Here is a 26,299-nt window from a genome sequence, read left to right on the forward strand (position 1 = left end):
CGACGTCTGGAAGTACCTGAGCACGGGATGGGCCAGACGTTTTGTGAAGCGATGGCTGGTCTGGGTGAACAGGTCAGATCTTGCCCCAATGCGCAAAGTGGGCGGACTGATTCAGAGACATCTTGAGAACATCCTGACCTTCTGCCGCCACAGGATCACCAACGGCGTGGCCGAGGGCCTCAACAGCAAGATCATGGCCATCAAGAGGAAGGCTTGCGGTTATAGGAACCGGGAGCATTTCAAGACAGCCATCTACTTCTTCTGTGGCGGTCTAAACCTCTACCCGGCCAGTTCCTGACAGGGGTTACCCACGGAAAACCCGGAAGAACCTTGTTTTTTTACGGTCTGCCGCAAGGGGTTCGTCATACCCGCGGCGGACCGTTTTTTGCGTCCTTGCGTCGGCAGCAGAGGCATGCCGCCACTGTCAGGGCAAAGAAAACTGCGCCCGCATAGCCTGTGGCCTCCAGGCCAAGCCGGTTAAAAATAAGGCTGCCGATAAAGGCGCCGCCCCCGATGCCCACATTGAAGATGCCTGAATACAGGGAAGTGGCTATATCCGCGGCATGGGCGGCCAGTTCCAGCACTCTGCTTTGGAAAAGCAGGTTGATGACGGCCATGCTGCCGCCCCAGAGCACGCACAGCGGCGCCAAAGTCTCCACCCGCGTGACGGAGACCCGGAGCAGCAGCAGGCAGAAGCCGATGACAAGCAGGGGCGCAAGGAAGGCCAGCTTGGTTCTGGCCGTGGTCAGCCGGGCGGCGAGCAGGCTGCCCGCAATGCCGGAAACCCCCATGAGCAGCAGAAAAACCGGCACGGCCCCCTCAGTAAATCCGCCTTTCCGCAACAGCAGCGGGGCAAGATAGGTATAGGCGATAAAATGGCCTGTTACGGCCAGCATGGTCTGCAGATAGAGGAGGGCAAGCTCTTTATCGTGAAAGAGGGCGGGCACGCTTTTGAAAGAGCCCGTATCCCGCGCTTCCAGCGGCGGCAGAAGCCGCCAGAGTACAAGGCCCACACAGGCCGCTGCCGCGCCGATGAGCGCAAAGGCCGCCCGCCAGCCGAAATGCTGGCCCACTATGGTGCCCAGCGGCACCCCCAGCACCGTGGCCAGGGAGCTGCCCACAATGACCACGGCAAGCCCTTTGGCCTTAGCCTCCGGCGGGGTGATGCGCACCACGATAGGGCTGGCGATGGACCAGAACACTGCGTGGGCATTGGCAATGCAGAGACGGCCCAGCATCAGCGCGACAAAATTGGTGGACAGGGCCGAAACAATATGCCCGGCAATGAATATGCCAAACAGGCAGAGCAGCAGACGCCGCCGCTCAAAGCGAGCGGTGCAGGCCGTCAGCGGCAGGGAAAGCAGGGCCACGGCCCAGGCGTATACCGTCACCAGCAGCCCGGTGAAAGCCTCTGTTTCGCCCAGGTCCGCGGCAATGGCCGGCAACAGACCAATGGGCAGAACCTCTGTGGTGACGAAGATGAATGCAGCCAGGGCCAATGCCAGAACAGGCGCCCAGAGGCGTCGGCCCTCCGGGGTCTTTACGGAAGTCATGCGGTATCCTTTTGTCCCCGCGGATGCGGTTGCAGGGACAAGGCGTGCTCCATATCTCTCATGCCCGGAATTGGCAAGGCCTGGAATCGCAGACTCCGGCGTGGGCGGCGTCCTCGCCTGGTCGGTGTGGGCGGTCCCCCGTGCAGTTCAGGCCTGCAGCGCGCCTGCGGCTGCACAGGGCGGATGCCCGCCGCCAAAGAGGCCTGCGGGCGGCGCGTCCCTGCCTTACGGCCGCGGCGCTGCGCCGTCGGCAAGCAGATCGGCTGGAGCAAGCCTGGTAAGACGCAGCGCGGTCAGCGGCTGCCGGGCGGCCACAGCCAACACATGGCCGGGCAGCTCCCGCCAGGCCAGATGCCAGATGCGCTTCCCCCATGGGTGCGGACCGTCGCAGAGCGGCAGCAGGGAAAAGGACTCCGGGTTCAGCCAGAGGCCGAGCCCTACGGCCTTGAGCAGGCTTTCCTTGCCCGTCCAGAGCCGCAGCCAGCAGTTTGCCGGGCGCGAGCTGCGGGCCAGAGCCAGGCGCTCCGCCGGGTGCAGCCCGCGCAAGGGCAGGGGAGACCCCAAAGCCGGGCGCGGCTCAACATCTACGCCCAGGGGCGGACGCCCCACGGCCAGTACCGCGTACGCGCCCGCGTGGCTCAGGCTGAAGCCCGGCCCGCCTGGGCGGCACAGGCGGGGTTTGCCCCACGGGTTCAGGGTCAGCGCGTCGTCCGCGCGCACGCCCAGCACGCGGCGCAGCAAAAGCCCGGCGGCAAGGGCGCGCAACCGGTCCTCCGGCGCGGCGCGGCGCGCCATACTCCGGCGACGGTCTGGCGTAAGGCGCGGCGCGGCTGCGGCGGCAAAGGGGGCCAAATCCGGCCAGTATGTCCAGAAAAGCTCCATGACTGTTCCCCAGCAATACCCTGCCCGGAGGCAGGATTCAAGCCAGCCCGCCAAGGCCGAAAAAATAATTACTGCGCTGTTATGCTTTGTAAAAATGGCGGCGTTGCGGCCGGAAAAGGGCCGCCTACTTGGCCTTGGAGAAATTTGCGCTTGGATTTTGCGCGGGAAGGTGCTAGGGAAGTGCTTTCCCGCGTGGTGCAGAACGTGCCGTGCGGGAGAAAGGGGCCCCGCCGTCGGGTGACGGCGGGGCTTGGGTTAAGGGGCCGGACTGCGGCAGAACAGTCCGGCCCAGGAGGAGGATGGCGTACTCAGGGCATGGGGCGCAAGGATTGCCGGTAGATTCTGGCCACCAGCTCGTGCGAGCTGGGCACCGGCGCCACGGAAAGCAAAGGCCCCAGCGATGGGGTGCATTCCACCTGCGTACAAAATTTCTCCACATCCGGCTCCTGAACCCCCAGGTTCAGGAGCTTTTGCGTCAGGCCCACGGAAAAAAGCCACTGCTCCACAGCTCTGGCGGCCTTGGGCGCTTCTTCAGGCAAACCGCGCAGGCCAGGGGCCAGCGGCGCAAGAATATCGGCCGCTACCGGCGCGCAGGCGGGGTAGCACTCCCGCACTACGGCGGGCAGCAGCACAGCCAGCCGCAGGCCGTGGGGGGCGTCGCAAACGCCCCGCAGGGGCTGCTCCAGGGCATGGGCCATGTGCAGCAGGCCGTTGTCGAAGGCCAGCCCGGCCTGGATGGCGGCCAGGCACAAGCCGTAGCGGGCTTCCAGATCGTCGGGGCACTGCAGGGCCGCGGGCAGCCAGCGGTGTACCAGGCGTACGGTTTCTCTGGCCAGCATCACCACAAAAGGATTGCTGACCGTGGTGGTGGCGGCTTCCACCACCCGGCTCAGGGCGTCCACAGAAACGTAACGGGTCTGGTCCGGTGAAAGCCCGGTCATGAGCGCGGGGTCTTCCACGGCGTAGCGCGGGTACAGGCAGTCATGGGCGATGACGGAGGCCCGGCGTTGCCGGGGCAGGGCGGCCACGGCAAAACGGTTGACTTCGCTGCCCACGCCGTGGGTCAGGGGCACGGCCGCCAGGGGCAGGGCCGTACGCGGGCGGAAGCGACAGCAGAACAGATCTTCGGCCGTAACCCCAGGGTTGGCCAAAAGCGCCGCCGCACATTTGCCGCAGTCTATGGGGCTGCCGCCGCCAATGGCCAGCACGGCCCCCGCGCCCACCACCCGCCCCAGGGCGGCGGCCTCGTCCATACAGTCTGTGGAAGGGTCAGGCGTTACGCGGTTGTAGAGGGCCAGTTTCAGTCCCTGGCTGCGGGCGGCCCGTTCGGCCTCGTCCCACGCGCCGCTGTCCCTGTAGGCGTGCCCGCCGCAAACGCAGAGCACAGAGCGCACGCCGTCTTCCCGCAGCCGGGCAAACACGCTTTCCAGCCGTTCCAGTGCCCCCACGCCCAGAAAAACCGTGGTCCGCAGACGGATCTCACGCACGGCGGCAGTATGGGGGCAGGGGGCGATGGTCATAGTTTCCTCCGGCGAGCCGCAATGGAATTGCGGCAGAACCGGTTCGGGCGGGGACAAAGCCCGGACGGGGTACTTTGCCTGCAGCATTCGCCGCAAGCTGCCCCAAAATAGGCCGGAAGTTTTTTTAGGTCAAGGAGCTGCGCAATTTTTCACATATTTTTTTTGTCTAAAATTTTGCATGATCACGAAACTGTCACAAACGGTTAGGTTTTTTTGTCCGGATTTTTATGGGGCAGGGCGCGTTGCGTCCGCCCCGGCAGCAGCGTATACTGCCCGCGTTCTTTATCCTTCAACCCTGCGGCGGCAGGCCGCTTGTTTATGACTGTACACGAAATTCGCGCGCTCCTGGCGGCGGACAAGCCCACCGTGGGCACCTGGCTTCAGTTGCCGTCGCCCGACGTGGCCGAGCTCATGGCCCGGGCGGGGTACGATTGGGTGGCAGTGGATATGGAGCACGGCTCCTTCGGCCGTACCGGGCTTCCGGATATTTTCCGGGCCATTGAATGCGGCGGCGCCGCGCCCTTTGCCCGGCTGGGCGAAGCCAGCAAAACACAGATCAAAGCCGCCCTGGAGGCCGGCGCGCAAGGGCTGATCTTTCCCATGATCGAAAGCCGCGCCCAGCTCGACAGGGCCATCGACCTTTCGGTTTATCCCGGCCAGGACAACTGGCGCGCGGCAGGGGAAACCGCCCCGGAATACCGGGGGGTGGGCTTCTGCCGGGCCAATGCCTTCGGCAAGGATTTTGACGCCTACCGCGAACAGCGCGCGCCGGAGCTTTTTCTGGTGGCGCAGATTGAGCATATCCGCGCCGTGGAGCAGCTGGAAGCCATTGTTTCCCACCCGCGTCTGGACGCCATCATGGTGGGGCCCTATGATCTTTCCGGCTCCATGGGCCTGACGGGGTGCTTTGGCCATCCCGACTTCCAGGCTGTTATGGCCCGCATTGCCGCTGTCTGCGCCCGCTGCGGGGCGCGCATGGGCCTGCACATCGTGCAGCCCGATCCGGAGGAACTGGCCCGGCAGACGGCGGCGGGCAGCCGGTTTATCGCCTACGGCATTGATTCCGTCTTTTTGTGGGGCGCTGCGGAACGCCCCCGGCAGGAGGGCAGGCAGTGAACATTACCGTCTTCGGCGGGTCGGGCTTTCTCGGCTCGCATATCTGTGACAAACTTTCCGAGGCCGGGCACGCGGTCACCATTGTGGATCTGCACCCTTCCCCCTGGCTGCGCCAGGACCAGACCATGCTCACGGGCAATATTCTGGACGAGACGGTGGTCCACAAGGCTGTGGAAGGCGCGGATATGGTCTTCAACTATGCCGGCATAGCCGACATCGGCGAGGCCAACAACCGCCCGGTGGATACGGCCCGCATCAACGTGGTGGGCAACGTCATGGTGCTGGAGGCCTGCCGGCAGGCGAAGGTCAGGCGGTACATCTTTGCCAGCTCGCTGTACGTGTACGGCAAATCCGGCGGCTTTTACCGCTGCAGTAAGCAGGCCTGCGAACTCTATATTGAGAACTACCAGGCCATGCACGGCCTGCCCTACACTATCCTGCGCTACGGTTCGCTCTACGGGCCGCGCTCGGACAGGCGCAACGCCATCCACCGTTTTGTGTATGAGGCCCTTTCCACCGGCAGCATCACCTATTACGGCGCGCCCATGGCCCTGCGCGAATACGTGCATGTGGACGACGCCAGCGCCGCCACCGTGGCCGTGCTGGCCCCGGAATTTGAGAATCAGAACATCATCATTTCCGGCAATCAGCCCATGCGGGTGGGCGATCTTTTCAAAATGATGGGCGAAATGCTGGGCAAGGAGCTGGAGATCAAATACCAGAACGACCCCAACAGCGGCCACTACCAGATCACCCCTTACGCCTTTATGCCCAAGGTGGGGCGCAAACTGGTGCCGCCCCTGACCGTGGATCTGGGGCAGGGCATTCTGCGCGTTATGGAAGAAGAGCACCGGCAGATGCATCCGGAATTGGCGTCCGAGGGGGGGTATCTGCTCCCCACCGACGACTGAAATGCCGCGTCTTTTTGTTTGTGGCGGCGTCAGGGCGCGCTTTGGCTCCGGTCGAGTACCAAAGACGTACACTCCCGTCGCCAAGAGCACGTCCTTCAAAAAATTTTGCCCGCTGACCAGATTTGACAACAGCATAAATCAGGCCCTCAAGGAGCCGACCCATGAACATCATTGCCATTATTCCCGCACGGATGGGTTCCAGCCGCTATCCCGGCAAACCTCTTGCGCTCATCCACAACGTGCCCATGGTGGGGCATGTGGCCTTCCGCACGGCCATGAGCAAGACCCTGGCCGCCACCTATGTGGCCACTTGCGACGAAATTATTGAAAATTATTGCAAAGATGCGGGCCTGCCCTGCGTCATGACCGGCGACCACCATGTGCGCTGCTCCACCCGTACGGCCGAGGCTCTGCTCAAAATCGAGGCTGCCACTGGCAAAAAGGCCGACATCGTAGTTATGGTCCAGGGCGACGAGCCCATGGTCCGGCCTGAGATGATCGACGCCGCCGTGGCCCCCATGCTGGCCGACCCTGCCATCAACGTGGTCAACCTCATGGCTGAAATGGACACCCTGGAAGAATTTGAGGATCCCAACGAAGTAAAAGTGGTGGTGGACCGCAACAACGATGCCCTCTACTTCTCGCGCGAGCCCATTCCTTCGCGCAAGAAGGGCGCGGACAAAGTGCCCATGCGCAAGCAGGTCTGCATCATACCCTTCCGCCGCGATTACCTGCTCCGCTTCAATGAGCTGGAGGAAAGCCCTCTGGAAATTTATGAATCCGTGGATATGCTGCGCATTCTTGAATACGGCGAAAAAGTGCGCATGGTGCCCACCACCTGCCGCACCTGGAGTGTGGATACGCCCGAAGACCTGGCCCGCGTGGCCCGGCTTATGGAAGGCGACGACCTCATGCGCGAGTACAGCAAATAGATGGGCGCTTCCCTGCCCCCACACGGCTCAGAGCCGTCCGGCCCAGCAGCGGCGTCCGGGCCTTCCCGCCCCGATGAAGCGGCAGGCACAGGGCACGGCGGCCCGCCCTGTCTGGGGCAACGCCTGGCCGCGGCCCTGGAAGAGCTGTGGATAGCCCTGTTCGCCTGGGTGCCCACGCCCCTGGGGCTGGCCCTGCGCCTGCTGGCCTGGCGCTGGCTGTTTGCCCGCTGCGGGTCCGTGCGTTTCGGCACCGGGCTCACCCTGGCCGGATGCCCCCACATGCGCCTGGGCGACAATGTGCGCCTGGGGCGGGGCTGCTTTGTCACCGCTACGGACGGCACGCTGGTGCTGCACCACGACGTGGCCTTATCGCCCTGCGTGCATGTGGGGGCGGACGCGGGCCGCATCGAAATCGGCGCGCACACGGCCGTGGGGCCGGGCACGGTCATCCGTGCGGCCAACCACCGCATTGCCCGGCAGGATGTGCCCATCATGTGTCAGGGCCATGTGCCGGGGCAGATCGTTATTGAAGAGGACGTCTGGATCGGGGCCAACTGCGTCGTCACCCCGGACGTGCGCATCGGGCGCGGGGCCGTGGTGGGCGCGGGGGCTGTGGTCACCCGCAATGTGGCCCCATTCACCATCGTGGGCGGCGTGCCCGCCAAGGTCATCGGCATGCGCGGCATTGCCGCTCCCCAGAGCGGCCCCGCCCATCCGCAGGAATGAGGACGGAATATGGCTTTGCAATGTCTTGTGTTTGACTGCGACGGCGTGCTGCTGGACAGCGTGCCCATCAAAACCCGGGCCTATGCCCGCATCGCAGAACCCTTCGGCCCTGAGGCTAAGGATCGTCTGGTGCTCTACCATACCCGCCACGGGGGCGTGAGCCGTTACAAGAAATTTGCCTGGTTTTACCAGGAGGTACTGGGGCGGGAGATTACCCCGGAGGAATCCGACGCCCTGGCCCGCAAGTTTGTGGACTACTCCCTGGAAGAGGTGCGGCGCTGCCCCTTTATCCCCGGTGCGGAAGAAACCTTGCGCCGCTGGCGCGGCGTGCTGCCCATGTACGTTTGCTCCGGCGCGCCGGACGAGGAAGTGAATGCCGTGCTGCGCGAACGGGGATTAAAGGAATACTTTAACGGCATCCACGGCTCGCCTCCGGCCAAGGCTGAAGTTTTGCGGCGCATTGTGGCCCCGCTGCCCCTGGCCCCGGAGGACGTGCTTATGGTGGGCGACGCCCCCACGGACCGGGACGCCGCCGCGCAGGTGGGCACCCTGTTTTACGGCGTGGGGCCGGAGCTGCAGGGCGGTTCCTTCCCCTGGGGACCGGACCTTACTGGCCTCAACGACTGGATTGCGGCCCAGGTATGAAGCGCGCGGCGTTCTTTTCCGGTTTCGGCTGCCGCACCGCGCGGCGAACGCCCTTGCGCCGTGCGGTCTTCCTGGCATTGGCCCTGGCGGCGCTGCTGGCTCTGACGGCCTGCAACGACGAACATAAGGCGGAGCCCACGCATCAGTCTTCAGCGACGGCCCAGCCGCAGAATGCGGCCGGACAGGGGGCCAAGACGGCCAGCCAGGGGAGCAATGCGGCCGCGTCGTCGCCGGAGGCGGAAGCCGCCGCAGCGGAACAGGCCCTTCTGCCGCCCACGCCGGAAGAGCGGGACAAGGCCGACGCAGTCGTGGCTTTTTATAACGACGCGCTCAATGCGCTGGCCTCCGGCCGTTATGGCCAGGCCGACCTGCTTACGGCCCAGGCCCGGTATTACCTGCAGGAGTGGCAGTTGCTGCCCCGTCCGGAAGCCTCGGGCAACGAAGACCGCGCCCTGGCCCGACGTCTGACGCCGCCGGCCGGTCTGCTGGCCGAGGCGGACGCAACCCTCATGACCCGGCAGGTGGAGATCATGAGCAAGGCCGCCGCCAGCATCCGGGCGGACTACCGCGCCCTGGAGCGGTATGTCCAGGACTCCAGCATTCAGGACGACGGGGCCAGGGGCCGGGCGCTGACGGCAAGCATGGAGCGAGCCCTTGCGGACTTTGCAGCCGCGCGGGAAACGTATGTCCGCACCGTGGAGGGCTACGCCGTTAAGGCGGAGGACGTGCTGCTGCGCGGGCACCCGCTGCGGCGGCAGATCCAGGCTGCGGAGCGGCTCTTTGCCGGGTATGGGGCGGTGGCCCGTCTGCTAGCGCCGCCAGCGCCGGATACGGCGGCCCTGCGCGCGCAGCTCCAGGCCCTGCGGGAGGCTCTGGCCACGGCTGGGCGGCCGCCCTTCTGGGCTCCTCCGGAAGTGGAACGGCTGTTCCGCGCTTTTCTGAAAACAGCGGCCCAGTATGAGGCTTTGCTGGCCCAGGGCGTGGAAGCCGCGTTTTTCAGCGCGCCCTTGCGGCAAAGCATGAACGACGCCGTGCGCAACAGCCGCGCGGCCTACAACGCCTTCGTGCGCGCCGCCAACAACGTGCAGTGACGCGCCGGAGCTTTCAGGTCGGGATACGCCCGCTTACGCGGAGGTGTCCCATGCTGGGGCGCAGCCACCGCAGTTCCAAGCCTGCCGCCAGGGCATTTCAACTTTGAAATGCCCTGGCGGCTGCGTGATCAGTGCCCGCTGTGTAGGCGTAAGCGCAAGTTATGTGCACTGTTAAGCGCTGAAACGAGCGAGCCGTAAACTAAGCTGCCCCACAAAGAAGACAAAGAACAACAGGCAGCGCCGAAAGAGAAAAGTTTTTAACCCGGCAACAGGCCCGCCAGCTGCGGCAGGAGGGATATGGCGGCCGAGAGGGTGCGGCGGGCGGCTAGACGGCGGTCCGTCCGGGAGGGGTGCCGCGCAGCGACAGGCGTTGCGGCAGGGGCCGCGGCTGGCTGTTCTGCGCCCGCTTCCTGGCGTTCTTTGGCCATGGCCATGAACAGGCGGATGCGGTTGAGTTGGTTGGCCTCGCTGCTGCCGGGGTCATAGTCAATGGCCATGATGTTGGCGTTCTCGTGCAGGCGGCGCACTGTTTTGAAGGAGCCGCGGCCCACCACATGGTTGGGCAGGCAGCCGAAGGGCTGGAGGCAGAGCACGTTGTTGACGCCGTGGTGCATAAATTCCAGCATTTCAGCGGGCAGCAGCCAGCCTTCGCCGGCGGCGTTGCCCAGGGAAAGGGCCTGCTCGCCCAGGTGGGCCAGACCGTCAATGTGGGCCACGGGCATAAGTTTGTTCGCCAGGGGAGAGCCCGCCAGAAGGCCGCGCGGCCCCCGGCGCAGTTTTTCCACCCGCCGGATGGCCAGGGCGCTGCCCAGGGCCGCCAGCGCGCCGCCGCCCTGGGCGCGCCAGTCATAAATAGAATCCATGAGACAATAGAGCATGAAGTTGGTCAGGTCCGGCAGGAGCGGTTCGCCCCCTTCCTGACGGATCTGAGAAACAATGTGCTTATTGGCGTCCTCATGGTAGGTGAGGAGGATCTCGCCCACCACGGCCACCCGCGGGCGCGGCGTCAGGTCCAGGGGGATCTGTTCAAAGTCGCGCAGCAGGCGGGGCATCTGTTTCTGGAAGGCGTCCACGTCCCCTTGACGTACTGCGGGGGCGAGAGTTTGCAGCCAGGCCTGCGTCCGGTCTTCGGTATCGCCTTTGTGCCGCTCGTATGTGGCTGTGAACAGGGAAAGGCGCTGCAGCATGTCGCCGCCCAGCATGCCCAGAACCATGCGGCCCATGAGGGCGCGGCCAGGCCTGAAGCCCGGCTGGCTGTCCGCGCCGGAGGCGCTGAGCCGCAATACCGGCACCTGGGGGAAGCCACATTCCCGCAGGGCCTTGCGCAACATGCCGGGATAGTTGCTGGCCCGGCAGGGGCCGCAGGTCTGGGAAAAGAGCAGGGCCGTGCGCGCGGGGTCGCAGCGCCCGTCGCAAAGGGCCTCCAGCAGCTGACCGATGGCCACAATGGCGGGGTAGCAGGCGTCGTTGTTCACATAGGCCTGGCCCAGATCCACGGCCCGGGCGCTGACTTCAGGCAGCAGGCGCACCTGGTGGCCATCCCCCTCCAGAGCTTCCACCATAAGGGGAAAGTGCAGGGGGGCCATCTGCGGCACCAGAATGGTGTGGCTGGCGGCATGACGCCGGGTAAACACGGCCGGGGCCAACGGCAGGGCGGGCCGTTCCGCTGCGGCTTTGGAGCGGGCGCGGGTCACGGCCAGGAGCGAGCGGATGCGGATGCGGGCCGAGGCCAGGGCGTTGCCTTCATCCATCTTGATGAGGGTATAGAGCTTGCCGCCGGCACGGAGCAGTTCGCGCACCTGATCGGTGGTAATGGCGTCCAGGCCGCAGCCGAAGGAGGTGATCTGCACCATCTCCACCCGTGCGCCGGCGTGGTCGGCCTGTCCAACCCAGGCGGCCGCCCGGTAGAGGCGGGCGGGGTAGGCCCATTGGTTGCGCGCGCGCAGGCTGTGCAGCAAGGGGCTGTCCAGACCGCCGTGGGGAATGGCGTCCTCGCTGATGACTGCCGCCCCCAGGCCGGCGATGAATTCGGGCAGACCGTGGTGCACCTGCGGGTCCACATGGTAGGGCCGCCCGGCCAGCACCACCAGAGCGCCGTGGTTACGGCGCACGTCCTCATAAATGCGTCTGGCCTCGGCGCGCAGTTCGTGCCGGTAGCGGCGCTGTTCCTGCAGCGCCAGGCGCACGGCGGCCCGCACCTGCACGCGGGGCAGGTCAAACTCTTTGGCCAGGTTGCGCACCAGAGCGGCCGTGTGGGTCAGGTTCACGAAAGGGGCGTGCAGCACGGCCCCGTGACTGGCCAGTTCCGGCAGGTTTTCGCGCACCACCTGCGGGTAGCCGCAGGCCACAGGGCAGGAAAACGTGTCGCAAAGTTCGGGAAACTCCTGCTCTTCGCGTGGAATGCAGGGGAAGAAAATGTGCTTGATGCCGCGCTCCAGCAGGGCCAGCACATGCCCGTGGGCCAGTTTGGCCGGGTAGCAGACGCTCTGCGAGGGCACTGAGGCCAGGCCCGCCGCAAACAGCGCGCGGTTGGTGGGCGGGGAAAGCTCCACCCGGTAGCCCAGGTTGGTGAAGAGGGTGAACCAGAAGGGATAGTGGGTGTACATGTTGAGCACGCGCGGGATGCCCAGACGCCCGCGCGGCGCGGCTTCTTCCGGCAGCGGCTCGTAACGGAAGAGACGCTGGTTTTTCCAGGCAAAAAGGTTGGGCGCAGGCGGCACTGCCCCACGGCGGGCTTCGCTGAACCGATCGCAACGGTTGCCCGCAATATGGCGGCTGCCGTGAGAAAAGCGGGTTTCTGTCAGCAGGCAGTGGTTGCCGCAGTCCCGACAGCGGAAGCTGCGGGTGCGCATGGCCAGGCCCCGGATGAGCGCGCCGCTCAGGGGCGAACGCGCGCGGGCGTCGGCCAGCTGCTCCTGGGCGGCCAGGGCCGCGCCAAAGGCCCCCATAAGGCCCGAAAACGTGGGGCGGTACACGGGGTGGCCCAGGGTGCGCTCCATGGCGCAGAGCAGGGCGTCATTGAGAAAAGCCCCGCCCTGCACCACCACATGCTCGCCAAGCTCGGCCACGTTTTTGATGCGCAGCACCTTGTCCAGGGCGTTGCGGACCACAGAATAGCAGAGCCCCGCCGCAATGTCCGAAACCTGCATGCCCTCCTTCTGCGCCTGGGTTACCTTGGAATTCATGAAGACTGTGCAACGCGAGCCCAGGTCTGCCGGGTGTTCGGCAAAAAGGGCCAGGCGGACAAATTCCTCCATGCCAAGGCCCAGACCGCGGGCGAAACTTTCCAGAAAGGCCCCGCAGCCGGCGGAGCATGCTTCGTTGAGGTTCACGTCGCTGATGACGCCGTTTTCCACCTTCAGGCATTTCATGTCCTGCCCGCCGATGTCGATAACGTAGCTCACCTGGGGCACCAGGCGCACGGCGGCCTTGAAGTGGGCCAGGGTTTCCACCAGCACGCAGTCCACCCCCAGGGCGGATTCCGCCAGGTGGGCTCCATAGCCCGTGGCCCCGGCTCCGGCCAGCCACGCGCCTTGCGGAATTTTGTCCAGCATGGCGGCCAGGGCGGGCAGCAGCGTTTGCAGCGGGTTGCCCCCGTTGGAGGCGTAGCACCAGTCCAGCGGGGTCTGGGCCGCGTCCATGAGCAGGGCTTTGACTGTGGTGGAGCCCAGGTCCAGTCCCAGGTAGAGGGGCCCCTGGGCGGCGGCCAGCAGGCCTTCCTGCGGGCTGGCCGCCGCGGGCTGCCGGTTGCGGAAGGCCGCGTAGGCCTGTTCGTGCGCAAACAACTGCGGCAGTGCCCGGGCCGTGACGGGCAAGGGTTCGCCCACCAGAGCGGCGGCCCGTTCGGCCAGGCGGGACAAATCTACGCTCGCGCTGCCGCCGCACACGCACAGGGCCGCGCCCACGGCGGCAGCGCACTGGGCGTAGGGCAGGGAAACCACGGCCTTAGGCCCCAGATTCAGCGAGGCGATGAAAAGTTTTTTGAGTTCCGGCAGAAAATGGAGCGGCCCGCCCAGAAAAGCCACTTTGCCCGCAATGGGACGGCCGCAGGCCAGACCGCCGATGGTCTGCTCCACCACGGCCTGAAAGATGGAAGCCGCAATGTCTTCGCGCGGCACACCGCCGTTGAGCAGGGGCACGATGTCCGTTTTGGCGAAAACGCCGCAGCGGGAGGCAATGGGGTAGAGTGTGCTGTGGCGCTCGGCCAGGGCGTTGAGGCCGCCGGCGTCCGTATTGAGCAGGCGGGCCATCTGATCAATGAAGGCCCCGGTGCCGCCTGCGCAGGATTCGTTCATGCGCAGTTCCACGTCCTGCCCCAGGTAGAGCAGTTTGGCGTCCTCGCCGCCCAGCTCCACGGCCACGGTGGCGTCCGGCGCGGCGTGCGCTACGGCGCGGGCCGTGGCCAACAGCTCCTGGATGAAGGGAAGCCCGAGACGTTCGCCCAGGTCAAGCGCCCCAGAGCCCGTAATGGCGGCAGTAACCCGCGCGTCGGGATAACGGGCCGCCAGCTCGGCGAGCAAAGCGGCAAGGGTGGCCCGCACCGCTGTGCCGTGGCGGTTGTAGCGGGTTTCCAGAACGTGGCCGTCGGCGTTGAGCAAGGCCAGTTTTACGGTAGTGGAGCCGATATCCAGGCCCAGCAGAGCCGCAGAATTCGGTAACACGGGCAAGTCCTCATATGGCCGAAGGGTGTGGCGAAGGCGGGCTTGCAAAGCAAAATCCAGACATGGGAAAGACGCCGCCAGAGCCACGGGCGAGCGCGCCGCCTTCCGATACGTTTTCAGGCTATCGGATTGGCTGAAAATTACAAGAGCCGCAGCTGAGTTTTTTTTCACGAGGCCGGTCGGCCATGAGGCTGCCCGGCGGGCGAAGGTACAGCTAATTTTGCACTTGCGCCTTTGTGGCGGAAGTCTGCCTGCAGGCCGCCAGCGCTTTCAGGGCATTTTACCCTTGAAATGCCGGGACGGCGCGTGAGAGCCGCCCGCCGCGCAGGCGTAAGCGCAATGTATTTGTATTGTTAAGCGCCGTAACGAGTGTGCCGTAAACTTTGAGAATGCATATTTCCAAAGTGACTCTGCGCCATAGGTGCACTAGTAAAAAAGCGGCCCCGGATTGAACAGGGGCCGCAGTGCAGTAGACGGGAGTCCGGACTGATCGGGGCTACTGCGCCATGGAAGCCTCCAGACGGCCCGTGATGTTGTCGCGGATCCACTTGGGGTCCAGCCACTCCAGGGGGGTCACTTCCACGCCGCCCACCAGCATGCCGAAGTGCAGGTGATCGCCGAAGGCCAGGCCCGTACTGCCCGTATGGGCAATGGTCTGCCCCTTTTGCACCACGTCGCCCACTTTGACCAGAATGTCGTGGAGGTGGGAATAGAGCGACATAAGCCCGAGCCCGTGGTCAATGACCACCAGGTTGCCGTAGATGCCGAGCTCCCCCGTAAAGACCACGCGGCCGCTGTTGGCCGCCGGCACCTCGGCGTTGCGGATGGAAGCCAGGTCAAAGCCCAGGTGATAGGATTCGCCCACCAGCTTGCCCTGGTAGTTATAAAACCGGTGGTCGGCAAAGCCCGCCCGTGCGGCGGAGCGCGGCAGCCTGGCGAAAGCGCCGCTCCAGAGCATGGCTGCGGCGGTATTTTTGCCGATTTCGCGCAGGGTCTGGGCATTGGCCGCGCGCACCTGATTGTTGATGTAAAGGTAGCAATCCAGGGGATTGGTGGCCTGCGGGGCCAGGTGCTGCAGCTTGCCCTGCACGCTCATGAGGAAATTGTCGCTCAGCTCCAGGCTGTCGCTTCTGAAGGTGCGTTCGTAGGCCATGACCGTGAGGCGGCTTTTGGTCACGTTGCCGGCGAGGTCGGTGGCGGTGATTTCCACGCTGTTTTTATATTCGCGGGCAGGCATGGTGTACGGATAGGGGAAGAAGCAGATGTAGCTGCCGTCCTTCTGCAGATAGCCGGGCACAAAGTAGCCGGCCACCAGCACGCCGCTGTCGGTCACGTCCTCGTCCACAGTATAGCGCACCACGCCAGCGCCGCCCCGACGCACATTGGGGGGCAAGGTTTTGACAGCAATGCGCGGGGGCTGCGTGTCCAGGCGCATGGCCATCTGCACCGTGCGGGTGTTGCCCTGCCCAAAGCCGGCCAGTGAGCCGTCCGTGGCGCGGATCTCCAGGTCAAAAGCCCCTTCGCGCAGGTTGGCGTTGCTGAGGGGCACCTCCACCGTGCGTTCCGGCAGGTATGCGTCAAAGTGCTTGCTGAAAATAGTGTTCAGGGTGTTGTTTTTGCGCACGCCCACAGTCACGGCCCGGATGCCGGAAGGATCCTTCATGGTGATTTTGAGCACGCTGGCGGGCGAAACCCGGCCCGTCTGCGGCTGCACGGAAACCTGAGGACCATCCAGATCCTTAAAAAAAACATACCCGCCCGCCGCAAGAACGGCCAGGACGATAATCCCCAGTATTGTCGAAAGCATACTTCTTTTTCGCATAGGCACTCCTGCTCTTGAACCCTTGCCAGCCTTGCACAAAGCACAGTTATTTTCAAGGAAAAGTCTGGAAGTTTTCATAATGTGGGTTCGTCGCATTGACTTGCGGGGCAAAATCTGGTTTCACTTCCGCCATATGTATGACAGCAGTTTCACAGGCGGCGACGGGCGACGGCCCTCGGGCAACCGGGTGGACCCTCGCCGTCTGCGCCAGCGCATGGTGCGGGAACAGCTGGAGGCCCGCGGCATCACGGACCCCGGCGTGCTGGCGGCCATGGGCGCCGTGCCGCGCCACCTTTTTGTGCAGGAAGCCTTGCGGGCTCAGGCCTACGAGGATACGCCCCTGCCCATCGGCTACGGCCAGACCATTTCACAGCCCTACATCGTCGCGCTCATGAGCCAGATGCTGGAGGTGCGGCGGGGCATGCGTGTGCTGGAAATCGGCACGGGTTCCGGGTACCAGGCGGCCGTGCTGGCGGCCATGGGCTGCACCGTGTTTACGGTGGAGCGGCTGCGCGAGCTCTATGGGAGTACGACGGCCCTCTTGCGGCAACTGGGGCTTCGCAGTATTCACATGCAGCGGCGGGACGGCACCCTGGGCGTGCCGGAGGCCGCGCCGTTTGATCGCATCATTGTCACGGCGGGCGGGCCGGAAGTGCCCCCGCCGCTGGTGGACCAGCTCGACGAGGGGGGCATTCTGCTCATCCCCGTGGGATCCCGCCCCCGCACGCAGCGCCTGCTGCGCCTGCGCAAAACGCAGGGCCGCGTGAGCAGCGAGGATCTGGGGCCGGTCATTTTTGTGGATCTGGTGGGCGACCACGGCTGGCAAGACCGGCGGCCACCGCAATATTGAGGAGACGTCATGGCTTCGTGCGCATCCTGTTCCCAGGCGGGCGGCTGTTCCAGCGCCACGACCAAGGGGGGAGACGGCAACTGCAACAACCCCATGGCCCTTCAGGATAAGGCCATCGCCGCACGGCTCGGTCACATCCGCCACAAGATTTTTGTCATGAGCGGCAAGGGCGGCGTGGGCAAAAGTTCCGTCACCGTCAACACGGCGGCGGCCCTGGCTCACAAAGGGTACAAGGTCGGCATCCTGGATGTGGATATCCACGGCCCCAGCGTGCCCAACCTGCTGGGCCTCACGAGTACGGTGGAAATGGACGAAACCACCCACGCCCTGCTGCCCGCGGCCTATGATGAAAATCTGGCCGTCATTTCCATGGACACGCTGCTCAAGGATAAAGACCAGGCCGTGCTCTGGCGCGGGCCCAAAAAAACCGCCGCCATCCGGCAGTTTATCGCCGACGTGCAGTGGGGCGAGCTGGATTTTCTGCTTATCGATTCCCCCCCAGGCACCGGCGACGAGCACATGACCGTGCTCCAATGCATTCCTGACGCTCTCTGCGTGGTGGTCACCACCCCGCAGGAGATTTCCCTGGCCGACGTGCGTAAGGCCATCAATTTTCTCCAGTATGCCAATGCCGCGGTGCTGGGGGTGGTGGAGAACATGAGCGGCCTTATCTGCCCTCATTGTCATAAGGAAATCGACCTGTTCAAAAAAGGCGGCGGCGAGGAGCTGGCCAAACGCTATGACCTTCGTTTCCTGGGGGCCATCCCGCTGGATCCGGCTTCCGTAGTGGCCGCCGACAGGGGCGTGCCCGTGGTTTCTCTGGAAGGGGAAAGCGCCGCCAAAACCGCCTTTGCCCATCTGGCCGACGCCATTGCCGCGGCGGCGGACGCGCGTTAGCGCGCTGTGCTGCGGCGGGCCGGGCCTGAGTTTGTATCCTGTAACGGTGCGGCCCGCCGCAACAACGCAGTTGCGTAGCGCAAGGATATATGAGGGCATAGCCGTCGCCTTTTCCGGCGAGCCTCGCGTGCCCGGCTGACCGGGCGGCCCCGGGTTCGCCATGCATGGCTATGATGCGCATGCGGCGGATTCGCCCGCCGGGGCGGGCCCCCAGCGCCCCCGCCGGAAGCGGTGCGGCTGCAGACCAATCCGCGCATGTTGCATGCGGATGCGCGGTTTCCGGGGCGTTTTTTTCTTCTTTTCTCCCACCTTGTTTTGTGCTACCTCAGTAAAAAATCTGTTTGGACCGCCCTTCGAGGAATGATGCTTAACCTCGCAAATAAAATCACACTGTTACGTATCCTCATGGCCCCTCTGGTGGTCATATTGCTTTATTTTGAAGGTCCGGCAACCTGCGTGCTGGCGGCATTGGCCTTTATTTTTGCCTCCCTTACCGATTGGGCCGACGGCTACATCGCCCGGCGCTCCAACACGGTCACCAGTATGGGCAAGTTTCTGGATCCACTGGCGGACAAAGTCCTCATCTGCTCCATACTTATTATGTTTGTTAAGCTGGGCTGGGCTCCTGCCTGGGTAGTCATCATCATCGTCTGCCGGGAGCTGGTGGTTACGGGGCTGCGGGCCATTGCCATGGACGAAGGCATCGTGCTGGCGGCGGATTATCTGGGCAAGGCCAAGACCGTGCTGCAGATTCTGGCCGTAGTGCCCCTCACGCTGCACTACCCCCTCTGGGGGTACGACCTGCGCCCCATCGGTCTGGTCCTCCTGTATGCGGCCATGCTGCTGGCCGTGGGCTCCGGCGTCAATTACTGCTGCAACTTTTACCGCCGGGCCCGTGCCGGCCAGGCCAGCGAACCGCGCCCATGAGCACCTTGCAACTGCGCCTCAAGAATTGCCTGCAAACCATTCTGGAGCTGGAGCCGGACATGCGCGCGGGGCGTTGGGGACGTTGCTTTGACCCGGAGCTGCATACCCTGCGGCAGTACCTGCAGCAGGTGGACCAGATGGATCTGGCCGAGGACGACGTGCGCCGTCTTGAGACTGCCACCACAACCCTGTTGGCGGAGCTGCGCCGCACCCGCCGCTGCACGCCCAGGCGCGGAAGGATTTTGCAATGACGTTCTGGCGCACCGTCATCCTTGTAGTTCTGGCCTGCATCAACCTTGTGCTCTTCGGGCGCATGGTCTGGGGGCCCACAGGGCTTCTGGAATACCGGGAGCTGAAACAGCAGTATGCGGACATGGAACGGCAGGTTGCCGATCTGGACGCCCGCAATATGGCCCTGAGCCGTGAGATCCGCCTGCTGCAGGCGGACAGCCAGTATGTGGAAAAGGTCATCCGCCAGCGCCTGCACTATGTGCGCGACAACGAAGTGCTCTATCTTTTTGACGGCGCGGACAGGCCGGAGCAGGAGTCCAAACCATGACGGAAAAAATCGACTGGTACAAAGAAGTCCTGGAGCTGGAGCCCAACTCCAAGGTTTTTTACCCCTTGGCGCGACTTCTGGCCGAAGCCGGACGCGCAGACGAGGCCGTGGCCGCTCTGGAGCGGGGGCTCGCCCGGCATGAGGAGTTTCTTGAAGCCCGGCTGTTTCTGGTAGAGCTGCTGCACCAGACGGGGCAGGACGCCGCCTGCGCGGCGCAGCTGGATACCCTGGGGCAGGTCTTTGCCGCCCACGCGGGCTTCTGGCGGGCCTTTGCCGCCTGCGCGACGCGGGACGCCGCGCCGGATACAGCGGCGGTGCTGCAGCTTCTGGGGCTTTATTTTGCGCGCGGCCCTGTGCCGCTGCACCAGGTGCTGGAGCGCGGCGTTGCCGCGTGCTGGGCGGAAGGGGCTGCGGAAGCGCCTTTCGTGGGGCAGCCGCGCGAGCCGGAGGGGGTCTCTTCCGCGGTTTCGCCCGCCGCCGGTTCCCTTGCGGAGGGCGCTGCCGCGCCTGTGGCCGTCCCGGCCGAAGAGGCGGAAGCCGTGGCGGACATCACCGCGCCGGTGCCGCCTGCGGCGGACGTGGAGCGCTTTGATCCCGATGCGGCCATGGCTGACGAAAACGCCTTGCCCGATATGGACGCTGAGGCGACGCCCCCCCCCGCATCCTTTTATCAGCCCGCTGCGGATGCGGGGGGCGGCCCCGCACTTCCCCCGCTTGCCGGACCTGTGGCGGCGCAGGGCCAGGGGGAGGAAGAAACTTTTTCGCTGCGTACCCGCTCCATGGCCGAAGTGCTGGCCGAGCAGGGCGACATCAAAGGCGCGCTGGACATTTACCATGAACTGGCCGCCGCGGCTGTGGCCCCGGAAGAAAGCGCAGACCTGCGCCAGCGCATCGCCACCCTCAGCGCGCGCTTGGGCGGCGGCCCGGCCGCGCCCGCTGTCGAAGAGTCTCCGGCCCCGACCCCCGGCGGCAAAGAAAAACTTATCACCATGCTTGAAGCCCTGGCCGAACGGGTAGAGGCCAGGGCGCACGGCTGACAAGGCCTATCCTGCGCAGGCGGGCTGTTTTTTGCGCCGTCCTGCCATGTTGCTATGCGCACACAGCCAGCGCGAGGTGACCATCGCGCCGCGGGTTCGCGTTTATATCGGGCCCGTGCGTTATCTGTTCTTACCTGGGAGAAAAACACGGTGTTGAAATCCTACGCGCGGTATTTTTCACTGCTGCTGGTGGCGGTCCTGTGGCTCACGGGGTGCAGCTCATATCAGCCCACCAAGAATATCTGGAAGAGCACCAAGGGGTTTTGGAACACCTATGTGAGCCCCCCGGCCTCGGTGGATTATGAGGAAAAAGGCGCCCTTTCTCCCCAGGCCCTGGCCATGACCAACAGCATGATGGGGCTGGACCTGGAGCTTTCCAAGCTGGAACGGGTCATGATGAATGCCGATAAGCCTCCCACGCGGGAATGGGTCACCAATCTTTTTGCTTCCTTCCCCTGGCTGGACGGTTTTGCCGGCGTGAAGTACGACGGCACCGTGCTTGGTCAGGAACCGGCCACGCCGCTGAAGCAGGTGGATTTTATCCCGCTGCTGTATGAAGACAAAAAACAGAGCACCCGCGCCTTGCGGGCCGACGTGCAGAACACGCCGCTGGGCCCGGAAGTGCTGCTGGCGGCCCCCCTGTACGACGGCACGGACTTTTTGGGCGTGGTGGCGGCCTATTTTGACATGCGCACCTTGCTCCAGTACTCGCAAAGCCCGGAAAACATCGTCATCCTCTCGCCCCAGGCCCTGCTCTGGCCCGGCAAATACGATTTTGCCGCCACGCCGCTGGCTGGCGTCAACTGGGACGAGGTGACTGCTAAGAGCTCCTCCGGCACCTGCACCAATGCCACGGGCGTCTTCTATTATATGGTTCGCTATCTGGGCAATCTGCCCTTGGTGTTTGCTGTGCAGCAGTCCGGCACCTTCCCGGAGGGATCCGGAGACGTCTCCCAGGGCCTGGCGTTCTTCCCCAAAGTGCGGGAAAAGTTGCCCCCGCCGCCCCTGCCGGAACGGAAAAACAAAGCTGACCTGAGCAAGAGCCTTGCCCTGCCGAGCGCAACGCCGGCAGCCCCGGAGGCGGCAATGGCCCCGTCCGCCGAGGCCGCGCCGCATGCGCAGGGCGGCAGCGCCAACGATATTCAGCCTGGCAGCCACGACAGTGTGCTGCTCAAAAAACAGCGCCAAGCGGAAAAAGCCAAGGTGCGCGAACGGCAGCTGGAAGGCGCGAATGCGCCGGTGGAGCGCGTGGAGCACCCCAGGACGCGCCCCGCCCCCAAGCCTGAGCCCAAACTGCCCCCGGCTAAGGGCCTGAATCTGGACGAAGATCTGGATATGCCCACCTTGCCCGGCGGCCGCCCCAGCCCCTTCGGCCCGCACGACGATGCCGCGCAGCCTGAGGCTGCTCCTGCCAAGGAGGGGGCCGCCGCACCTGCAACAGCCGCCCCGAGCGCCCAAGGCGCATCCGCGGCCCCGGCCGCAACGGGCGCGCCCGCCGCTGCCGAAAAGACAGCCGATAAGCCCGCCGCAGCTTCGGCAACGTCCCCGGCTTCCAAAGCGCAGCCTGAAGCGGAGCAGAAAAAAGACGATACGGGCATTGAGCCCCCGGCCACCCTGCCGGGGGGGCGTCCCAGCCCCTTTGGCCCCCGAAACTGAACGTGCGGCCCCGCCCTGCGGCGCATGCTTTGCCGCATGTGACCGCAGGGCGGGGCGCTTGCGTGCAGCGCCCACCGGCGCAGGCGCATTCTCCCGAAAGAAATTTTTTGACTGTTGCTTTCCATGTCTCCACAGTTGTGGGGAAAGGAGTGCTGTATGGCCGACATAACGGTTACCGAACATCTGCTGCTGCACCAGAAACGTACCCCGCAGGCCACCGGCCAGTTTACGGGGCTGCTCTATGACCTGATCCTTTCGGGCAAGAGCATTTCACGCCGCATCAATAAAGCCGGGCTGCTGGACATCCTGGGCGGGACAGGCGAAGTGAACGTGCAGGGTGAAAACGTGCAGAAAATGGACGCCATCGCCAACCGCATCATGCTCTACCGCATGGAACGCTGCGGCGCGCTCTGCGCCATGAGCTCCGAAGAAGAGGCCGAGCTGGTCCGCGTCAGCCCGGAATTTCCGCGCGGGGACTACATCCTGGTGTTTGACCCTCTGGACGGTTCCACCAATATCGACGTCAACATTAATGTGGGCACCATCTTTTCCATCCTGCGCCGGCCCGAGGGGCATACGGGTGAAGTAACGCTTGAAGAGGTGCTTCAGCCCGGCTGCCGACAGGTGGCGGCGGGGTATATTCTGTACGGCCCTTCCACCATGCTGGTGCTCAGCACGGGGCAGGGGGTGCACGGCTTTACCCTGGACCCGGGCGTGGGCGAATTTCTGCTCTCCCATCCCAACATGCGCATTCCGGAGCAGGGGCATATCTATTCCGTCAATGAGGGCAACTGGAAAAACTGGGACGAGCCTACCCGCGATGTGCTCCAGTGGTTCCACAACTGCGAAACCCCGGACGGCACCTCCTATTCCTCGCGCTATGTGGGCGCGCTGGTGGCGGATTTTCACCGCACACTCATCTACGGCGGCATCTACCTCTACCCGCCGGACCGCAAAAAGCCCCAGGGCAAGCTGCGGCTTATGTGCGAGGCCAACCCGCTGGCGTTTCTGGCCGAACAGGCCGGGGGCAAGGCCAGCGACGGCGCTGGCCGCATCCTGGAAAAACAGCCCGACCGTCTGCACGCCCGCACGCCGCTGTTCATCGGCTCCGCAAAGGACGTGGAGGCCGTGGAGCGCATCTACGCCCGCTGCGCGCAGGCCTAGCCGCCGCGGAGGCCCCATGTTGTGCCTTGGCATAGAAAGTTCGTGCGACGAAACGGCGCTGGCGCTGGTGGAAGACGGCCGACTGCTGGACGCCGTGCTGGCGAGCCAGGCGGACGTGCACGCCCTGTTCGGCGGAGTGGTGCCGGAGCTGGCCTCGCGGGAGCACTGCCGGTACATGGGCCCTTTGCTGGACGTCCTGCTGCGGCGCAGCGGGCGGCGCGCCGCGGAGCTGGACCTGGTGGCCGCGGCGCGGGGGCCGGGGCTTCTGGGCAGCCTGCTGGTGGGCGTGGCCTTTGCCAAGGGGCTCGCCTTGGGGCTGGGCACGCGCTTTCTGGGGGTCAACCATCTGCACGCGCATCTGCTGGCGGCCGGGTTGGAGGAAACGCTGCCTTTTCCCGCGCTGGGGCTGCTGGTTTCCGGCGGGCATACCCATCTGTACCGCATGGAGGCCCCGTGGAAGCTGATTCCCCTGGGCCGCACGCTGGACGACGCGGCGGGCGAAGCCTTTGACAAGGTGGGGAAGATCCTCGGGCTGGCGTACCCCGGCGGCCGTCTGCTGGACGCCTTGGCCCAGGAGGGCAGGGCGGATCCGCGGCTCTTTCCGCGGCCGTATCTGGATAACGACAACCTGGATTTCAGTTTCAGCGGCCTGAAAACCGCTGTGGCAACCTACGCGGCGACGCGCCTGAACGATCTGACCTGGCCGCGGCCTTTGGTTTGCACGGCGGACGCGCCCCAGGCCCTGAAAGACTGCTGCGCCTCCTTCAACCTTGCGGTAGTGGAGACCCTTTGCGCCAAGGCGGAGCGCGCCCTGGACCGGCACCCGGACCTGCATGCTCTGGTGCTGGCGGGCGGCGTGGCGGCCAACAGCCTGCTGCGCGAGCGCGTGCGGGATCTCATGCGGCGGCGGGGGGGCGCGGCGCTGGCGCCAGGGCCTGGGCTGTGCACGGATAATGCCGCCATGATTGCCTATGCGGGCTGGCTTTTGGGAAGGGAAGGCTTTTGCCACGACCTGCGCATGGAGGCCATCCCGCGCGGCAAGGCCCTGCCGGCCGACATGCTGCGGGCGGCGCGCGCCGGAGGGGCCTGGCAAGGCGACCGGGCCGGAACAATACCGGAGCCGAACACTCCGAAATAGTTGTTGTCCTGTTGACCAGTTCTGTGAGATTGTCTTGACAGTCGGCACGTTGATATCTACTCTCACTGGGTACAAAAGCGCCCCAGGTTTCCGGCGCTCCGGTTCCGGCCGAACGGGCGCCGATGGCGTTCTGCGCCAAAAACAACGTAAGGAGATAGTTATGGCTGAACAGGTCACTGACGCCACCTTTGAAAGCGTTGTTCTCAAATCCGACCTGCCCGTGCTGTTGGATTTTTGGGCTCCTTGGTGCGGCCCCTGCCGCGCGGTAGGCCCCATTATTGATGAACTTGCTGCGGAATATGCCGGCAAAGTGCGCATTGTGAAGATGAACGTGGATGAAAATCCCGCCACGCCCACCAAGTTCGGCATTCGGGCTATCCCGACGCTGGTGCTTTTCAAGAACGGCGAAACGTTGGAGCAGATCACCGGGGCCGTCACCAAGGCCGCCATGAAGGATCTGCTGGACACAAAGGCTCTGGCATGAAGGCATACGATGCCGTCGTCATAGGCGGTGGCCCCGCCGGCATTACGTCTGCCATGTATCTGGCGCGGTCCGGCTGCTCCGTGCTTATGCCGGAGCAGCTGGCCCCCGGCGGGCAGATCCTCCAGACGGAAGCCATGGACAATTATCCGGGCTTTCCCCAAGGCATTAAAGGCTATGAGCTGGCGGATCTTTTTGCCGCGCACCTCGAAGGCCTGGCCATAGACCGTCCTGCCGCCGCAGTGGAATCCGTCAGCGGCGCGGCGGGGCAGTTTGTCGTCCGCATCGGCGGCGAGGAATATACGGCCAGGACCGTCATTGTCTGCTCCGGCGCGCACCATCGGCAGTTGGGGCTGGAAGGCGAAGACCGTTTGCGCGGGCGGGGGGTTTCCTACTGCGCGCTGTGCGACGGCAACTTCTTTCGCAACCAGACTGTGGCCGTGGTAGGCGGCGGCAACGCCGCGCTGGAGGAATCCCTGTACCTGGCCAAGCTGGTGGGCAGGCTCTACCTTATCCATCGACGCGACGCCTTCCGCGGGCGTCAGGTCTACCAGGACAAGCTGGCCGAGCAGAGTGACAAAATCACGGTGCTGCGCAGCACCGTTGTGACCGCCCTGCACGGCGAAAAAGAGCTCACGGGGCTTACGGTCAAAAATCTCAAAACCGGTGAGGAAAGCCTCCTGCCCGTAAATGGTCTGTTCGTGTATGTGGGCTTTGCGCCTTCCACGGGCTTTCTCCCGGCAGATCTGGCCAAGGATGAGCAGGGCTTCATCATTACCGATACGGAAATGCGCACCAACATTCCGGGGATTTTCGCGGCGGGCGACATTCGTTCCAAACTCTGCCGTCAGGTGATCACCGCCGCCGGTGACGGTGCAACGGCCGCGCAGGCGGCGTTTGTTTTCATGGAACAACTCCATGCCTAAAAAACTGCTCCGCTCCTTTGTGCTGGCCGTCTGCATGTTTGCCGTTTCTGGCTGCGGCATCATTGACCTCATCTATCTGCCGCCGGCGGAAGACACCGCGCAAGAGATATTTGAGGCCGCTAACGACGCCATGAGCGAGAAAAACTTTGTCCGCGCCGTGGAGCTTTATAATAAGCTGCGCGACAACTATCCCTTCAGTCCTTATACGGTAGACGCCGAGCTTTCTCTGGCCGACGCCTATTATCTGGACGAAGAGTACGCCCTGGCGGCGGAAACGTACAAAGACTTTGAATCGCTGCACCCCCGGCATGAGGCCATACCCTATGTGCTCTACCAGACGGGCATGTCCCTCATGAAGCAATTCCATTCCATTGACCGGGCCACAACGGAGCTGGAAGCCGCTTACGAATACTTCAACCGCCTGTGCCAGACCTTCCCCGACTCGCCCTACGTCAAGAGCGCGCAGGAGAATATGCTGGTCTGCCGCAAGCTCATGGCCGAACACGAACTGTATATCGCAGACGTGTTCTGGCACATGAAAAAGTATGGCCCTGCCTGGCACCGCTACGAGTACATCGTGCAGAACTTTAAAGACGTGCCGGAAGTGGCCGACCACGCCAAAGAAAAAAGCCTGGCCGCTTACCACAACTACCGTGAAGACCAGGCCACGCTGACGCGGGAAAAGCGCCAGGGCTCCTGGAAGGAGTGGTTTACCTGGCTGTAAGCGTGCAGGGGCAGTGCGGCAGGCCCGGTTCCCGCCGCGCAACATTCTGAAAATTCAACCACCTTTTCCTGAGAAAGCGGC

At 64.5% G+C, this 26,299-nt stretch carries 24 protein-coding genes; 19 read left to right on the forward strand and 5 right to left on the reverse strand.

Features of this window, described 5'->3' with window-relative positions; genetic code table 11:
* On the forward strand, positions 1-298 hold a 298-nt coding region (locus BLS55_RS10980; protein ID WP_143339560.1), incomplete at its 5' end, for a transposase.
* 64 nt (positions 299-362) lie between these two features.
* Here BLS55_RS10980 and BLS55_RS10985 read toward each other — a convergent pair.
* The 3 genes from BLS55_RS10985 to BLS55_RS10995 form a co-directional block, all read right to left on the reverse strand.
* A complete protein-coding gene (locus BLS55_RS10985; protein ID WP_092155160.1) occupies positions 363-1,553 on the reverse strand; it encodes a sugar transporter in 1,191 nt (396 codons plus the stop codon).
* A 225-nt stretch (positions 1,554-1,778) separates the two neighbouring features.
* On the reverse strand, positions 1,779-2,435 hold the full coding sequence (locus BLS55_RS10990) for a 4'-phosphopantetheinyl transferase family protein (protein WP_092155162.1): 657 nt from the start codon (positions 2,433-2,435) through the stop codon (positions 1,779-1,781).
* A gap of 308 nt (positions 2,436-2,743) precedes the next feature.
* The gene (locus BLS55_RS10995) at positions 2,744-3,955 is read right to left on the reverse strand and encodes an iron-containing alcohol dehydrogenase (protein WP_092155164.1); all 1,212 of its coding nucleotides are present in this window, start codon (positions 3,953-3,955) and stop codon (positions 2,744-2,746) included.
* A gap of 318 nt (positions 3,956-4,273) precedes the next feature.
* On the opposite strand from BLS55_RS10995, the gene BLS55_RS11000 reads away from it, so the two are divergent.
* From BLS55_RS11000 to BLS55_RS11025, 6 genes are all read left to right on the forward strand, one after another.
* Complete coding sequence (locus BLS55_RS11000) at positions 4,274-5,071, forward strand: HpcH/HpaI aldolase family protein (protein ID WP_092155220.1); 798 nt, start codon at positions 4,274-4,276, stop codon at positions 5,069-5,071.
* Positions 5,068-5,982 (forward strand): NAD-dependent epimerase/dehydratase family protein, encoded by a 915-nt coding sequence (locus tag BLS55_RS11005; RefSeq protein ID WP_092155166.1) that lies wholly within the window; start codon positions 5,068-5,070, stop codon positions 5,980-5,982. Before BLS55_RS11000 ends, BLS55_RS11005 begins: the two co-directional genes overlap by 4 nt.
* Before the next feature lie 161 nt (positions 5,983-6,143).
* Positions 6,144-6,914 carry a 3-deoxy-manno-octulosonate cytidylyltransferase gene (locus tag BLS55_RS11010; RefSeq protein ID WP_092155168.1) on the forward strand — a complete coding sequence of 257 codons (771 nt, stop codon included), beginning with the start codon at positions 6,144-6,146 and terminating at the stop codon, positions 6,912-6,914.
* The gene (locus BLS55_RS11015; protein WP_092155170.1) at positions 6,915-7,640 is read left to right on the forward strand and encodes an acyltransferase; all 726 of its coding nucleotides are present in this window, start codon (positions 6,915-6,917) and stop codon (positions 7,638-7,640) included. It begins immediately after the preceding gene.
* Between the two features lie 9 nt (positions 7,641-7,649).
* A complete protein-coding gene (locus BLS55_RS11020; RefSeq protein ID WP_092155172.1) occupies positions 7,650-8,285 on the forward strand; it encodes an HAD family hydrolase in 636 nt (211 codons plus the stop codon).
* Positions 8,282-9,376 (forward strand): hypothetical protein, encoded by a 1,095-nt coding sequence (locus BLS55_RS11025; protein WP_092155174.1) that lies wholly within the window; start codon positions 8,282-8,284, stop codon positions 9,374-9,376. Before BLS55_RS11020 ends, BLS55_RS11025 begins: the two co-directional genes overlap by 4 nt.
* A gap of 257 nt (positions 9,377-9,633) precedes the next feature.
* Here BLS55_RS11025 and BLS55_RS11030 read toward each other — a convergent pair whose 3' ends face one another.
* Both BLS55_RS11030 and BLS55_RS11035 read right to left on the reverse strand, forming a co-directional pair.
* Positions 9,634-14,037, reverse strand: coding sequence for an acyl-CoA dehydratase activase (locus BLS55_RS11030; protein WP_092155176.1), 4,404 nt, complete (start codon positions 14,035-14,037; stop codon positions 9,634-9,636).
* Positions 14,038-14,533: 496 nt separating this feature from the next.
* On the reverse strand, positions 14,534-15,859 hold the full coding sequence (locus BLS55_RS11035) for a M23 family metallopeptidase (RefSeq protein ID WP_092155178.1): 1,326 nt from the start codon (positions 15,857-15,859) through the stop codon (positions 14,534-14,536).
* A 214-nt stretch (positions 15,860-16,073) separates the two neighbouring features.
* On the opposite strand from BLS55_RS11035, the gene BLS55_RS11040 reads away from it, so the two are divergent.
* From BLS55_RS11040 to BLS55_RS11095, 12 genes are all read left to right on the forward strand, one after another.
* Complete coding sequence (locus BLS55_RS11040; RefSeq protein WP_092155222.1) at positions 16,074-16,709, forward strand: protein-L-isoaspartate(D-aspartate) O-methyltransferase; 636 nt, start codon at positions 16,074-16,076, stop codon at positions 16,707-16,709.
* 9 nt (positions 16,710-16,718) lie between these two features.
* The gene (locus tag BLS55_RS11045; protein ID WP_092155180.1) at positions 16,719-17,606 is read left to right on the forward strand and encodes an Mrp/NBP35 family ATP-binding protein; all 888 of its coding nucleotides are present in this window, start codon (positions 16,719-16,721) and stop codon (positions 17,604-17,606) included.
* A gap of 363 nt (positions 17,607-17,969) precedes the next feature.
* On the forward strand, positions 17,970-18,533 hold the full coding sequence (gene pgsA, locus BLS55_RS11050) for a CDP-diacylglycerol--glycerol-3-phosphate 3-phosphatidyltransferase (protein WP_092155182.1): 564 nt from the start codon (positions 17,970-17,972) through the stop codon (positions 18,531-18,533).
* Positions 18,530-18,784, forward strand: a complete 255-nt coding sequence (locus tag BLS55_RS11055) for a hypothetical protein (protein ID WP_092155184.1) — start codon at positions 18,530-18,532, stop codon at positions 18,782-18,784. Before pgsA ends, BLS55_RS11055 begins: the two co-directional genes overlap by 4 nt.
* Positions 18,781-19,092 carry an FtsB family cell division protein gene (locus BLS55_RS11060; RefSeq protein ID WP_092155186.1) on the forward strand — a complete coding sequence of 104 codons (312 nt, stop codon included), beginning with the start codon at positions 18,781-18,783 and terminating at the stop codon, positions 19,090-19,092. Before BLS55_RS11055 ends, BLS55_RS11060 begins: the two co-directional genes overlap by 4 nt.
* On the forward strand, positions 19,089-20,129 hold the full coding sequence (locus BLS55_RS11065; protein WP_092155188.1) for a tetratricopeptide repeat protein: 1,041 nt from the start codon (positions 19,089-19,091) through the stop codon (positions 20,127-20,129). Before BLS55_RS11060 ends, BLS55_RS11065 begins: the two co-directional genes overlap by 4 nt.
* 150 nt (positions 20,130-20,279) lie before the next feature.
* Entirely contained in the window at positions 20,280-21,785 is a 1,506-nt protein-coding gene (locus tag BLS55_RS11070) for a hypothetical protein (RefSeq protein ID WP_092155190.1), read from the forward strand.
* Positions 21,786-21,941: 156 nt separating this feature from the next.
* On the forward strand, positions 21,942-22,949 hold the full coding sequence (fbp, locus tag BLS55_RS11075; RefSeq protein WP_092155192.1) for a class 1 fructose-bisphosphatase: 1,008 nt from the start codon (positions 21,942-21,944) through the stop codon (positions 22,947-22,949).
* Positions 22,950-22,965: 16 nt separating this feature from the next.
* On the forward strand, positions 22,966-24,087 hold the full coding sequence (gene tsaD, locus BLS55_RS11080) for a tRNA (adenosine(37)-N6)-threonylcarbamoyltransferase complex transferase subunit TsaD (RefSeq protein ID WP_092155194.1): 1,122 nt from the start codon (positions 22,966-22,968) through the stop codon (positions 24,085-24,087).
* Between the two features lie 160 nt (positions 24,088-24,247).
* Positions 24,248-24,571, forward strand: a complete 324-nt coding sequence (trxA, locus tag BLS55_RS11085) for a thioredoxin (protein WP_092155196.1) — start codon at positions 24,248-24,250, stop codon at positions 24,569-24,571.
* The gene (gene trxB / locus BLS55_RS11090; protein WP_092155198.1) at positions 24,568-25,494 is read left to right on the forward strand and encodes a thioredoxin-disulfide reductase; all 927 of its coding nucleotides are present in this window, start codon (positions 24,568-24,570) and stop codon (positions 25,492-25,494) included. Before trxA ends, trxB begins: the two co-directional genes overlap by 4 nt.
* Entirely contained in the window at positions 25,487-26,218 is a 732-nt protein-coding gene (locus BLS55_RS11095; RefSeq protein WP_092155200.1) for an outer membrane protein assembly factor BamD, read from the forward strand. Before trxB ends, BLS55_RS11095 begins: the two co-directional genes overlap by 8 nt.
* The last annotated feature ends 81 nt before the right edge of the window (positions 26,219-26,299 follow it).

Source organism: Desulfovibrio legallii, from assembly GCF_900102485.1.
In the GTDB taxonomy this organism is placed as follows: domain Bacteria; phylum Desulfobacterota; class Desulfovibrionia; order Desulfovibrionales; family Desulfovibrionaceae; genus Desulfovibrio; species Desulfovibrio legallii_A.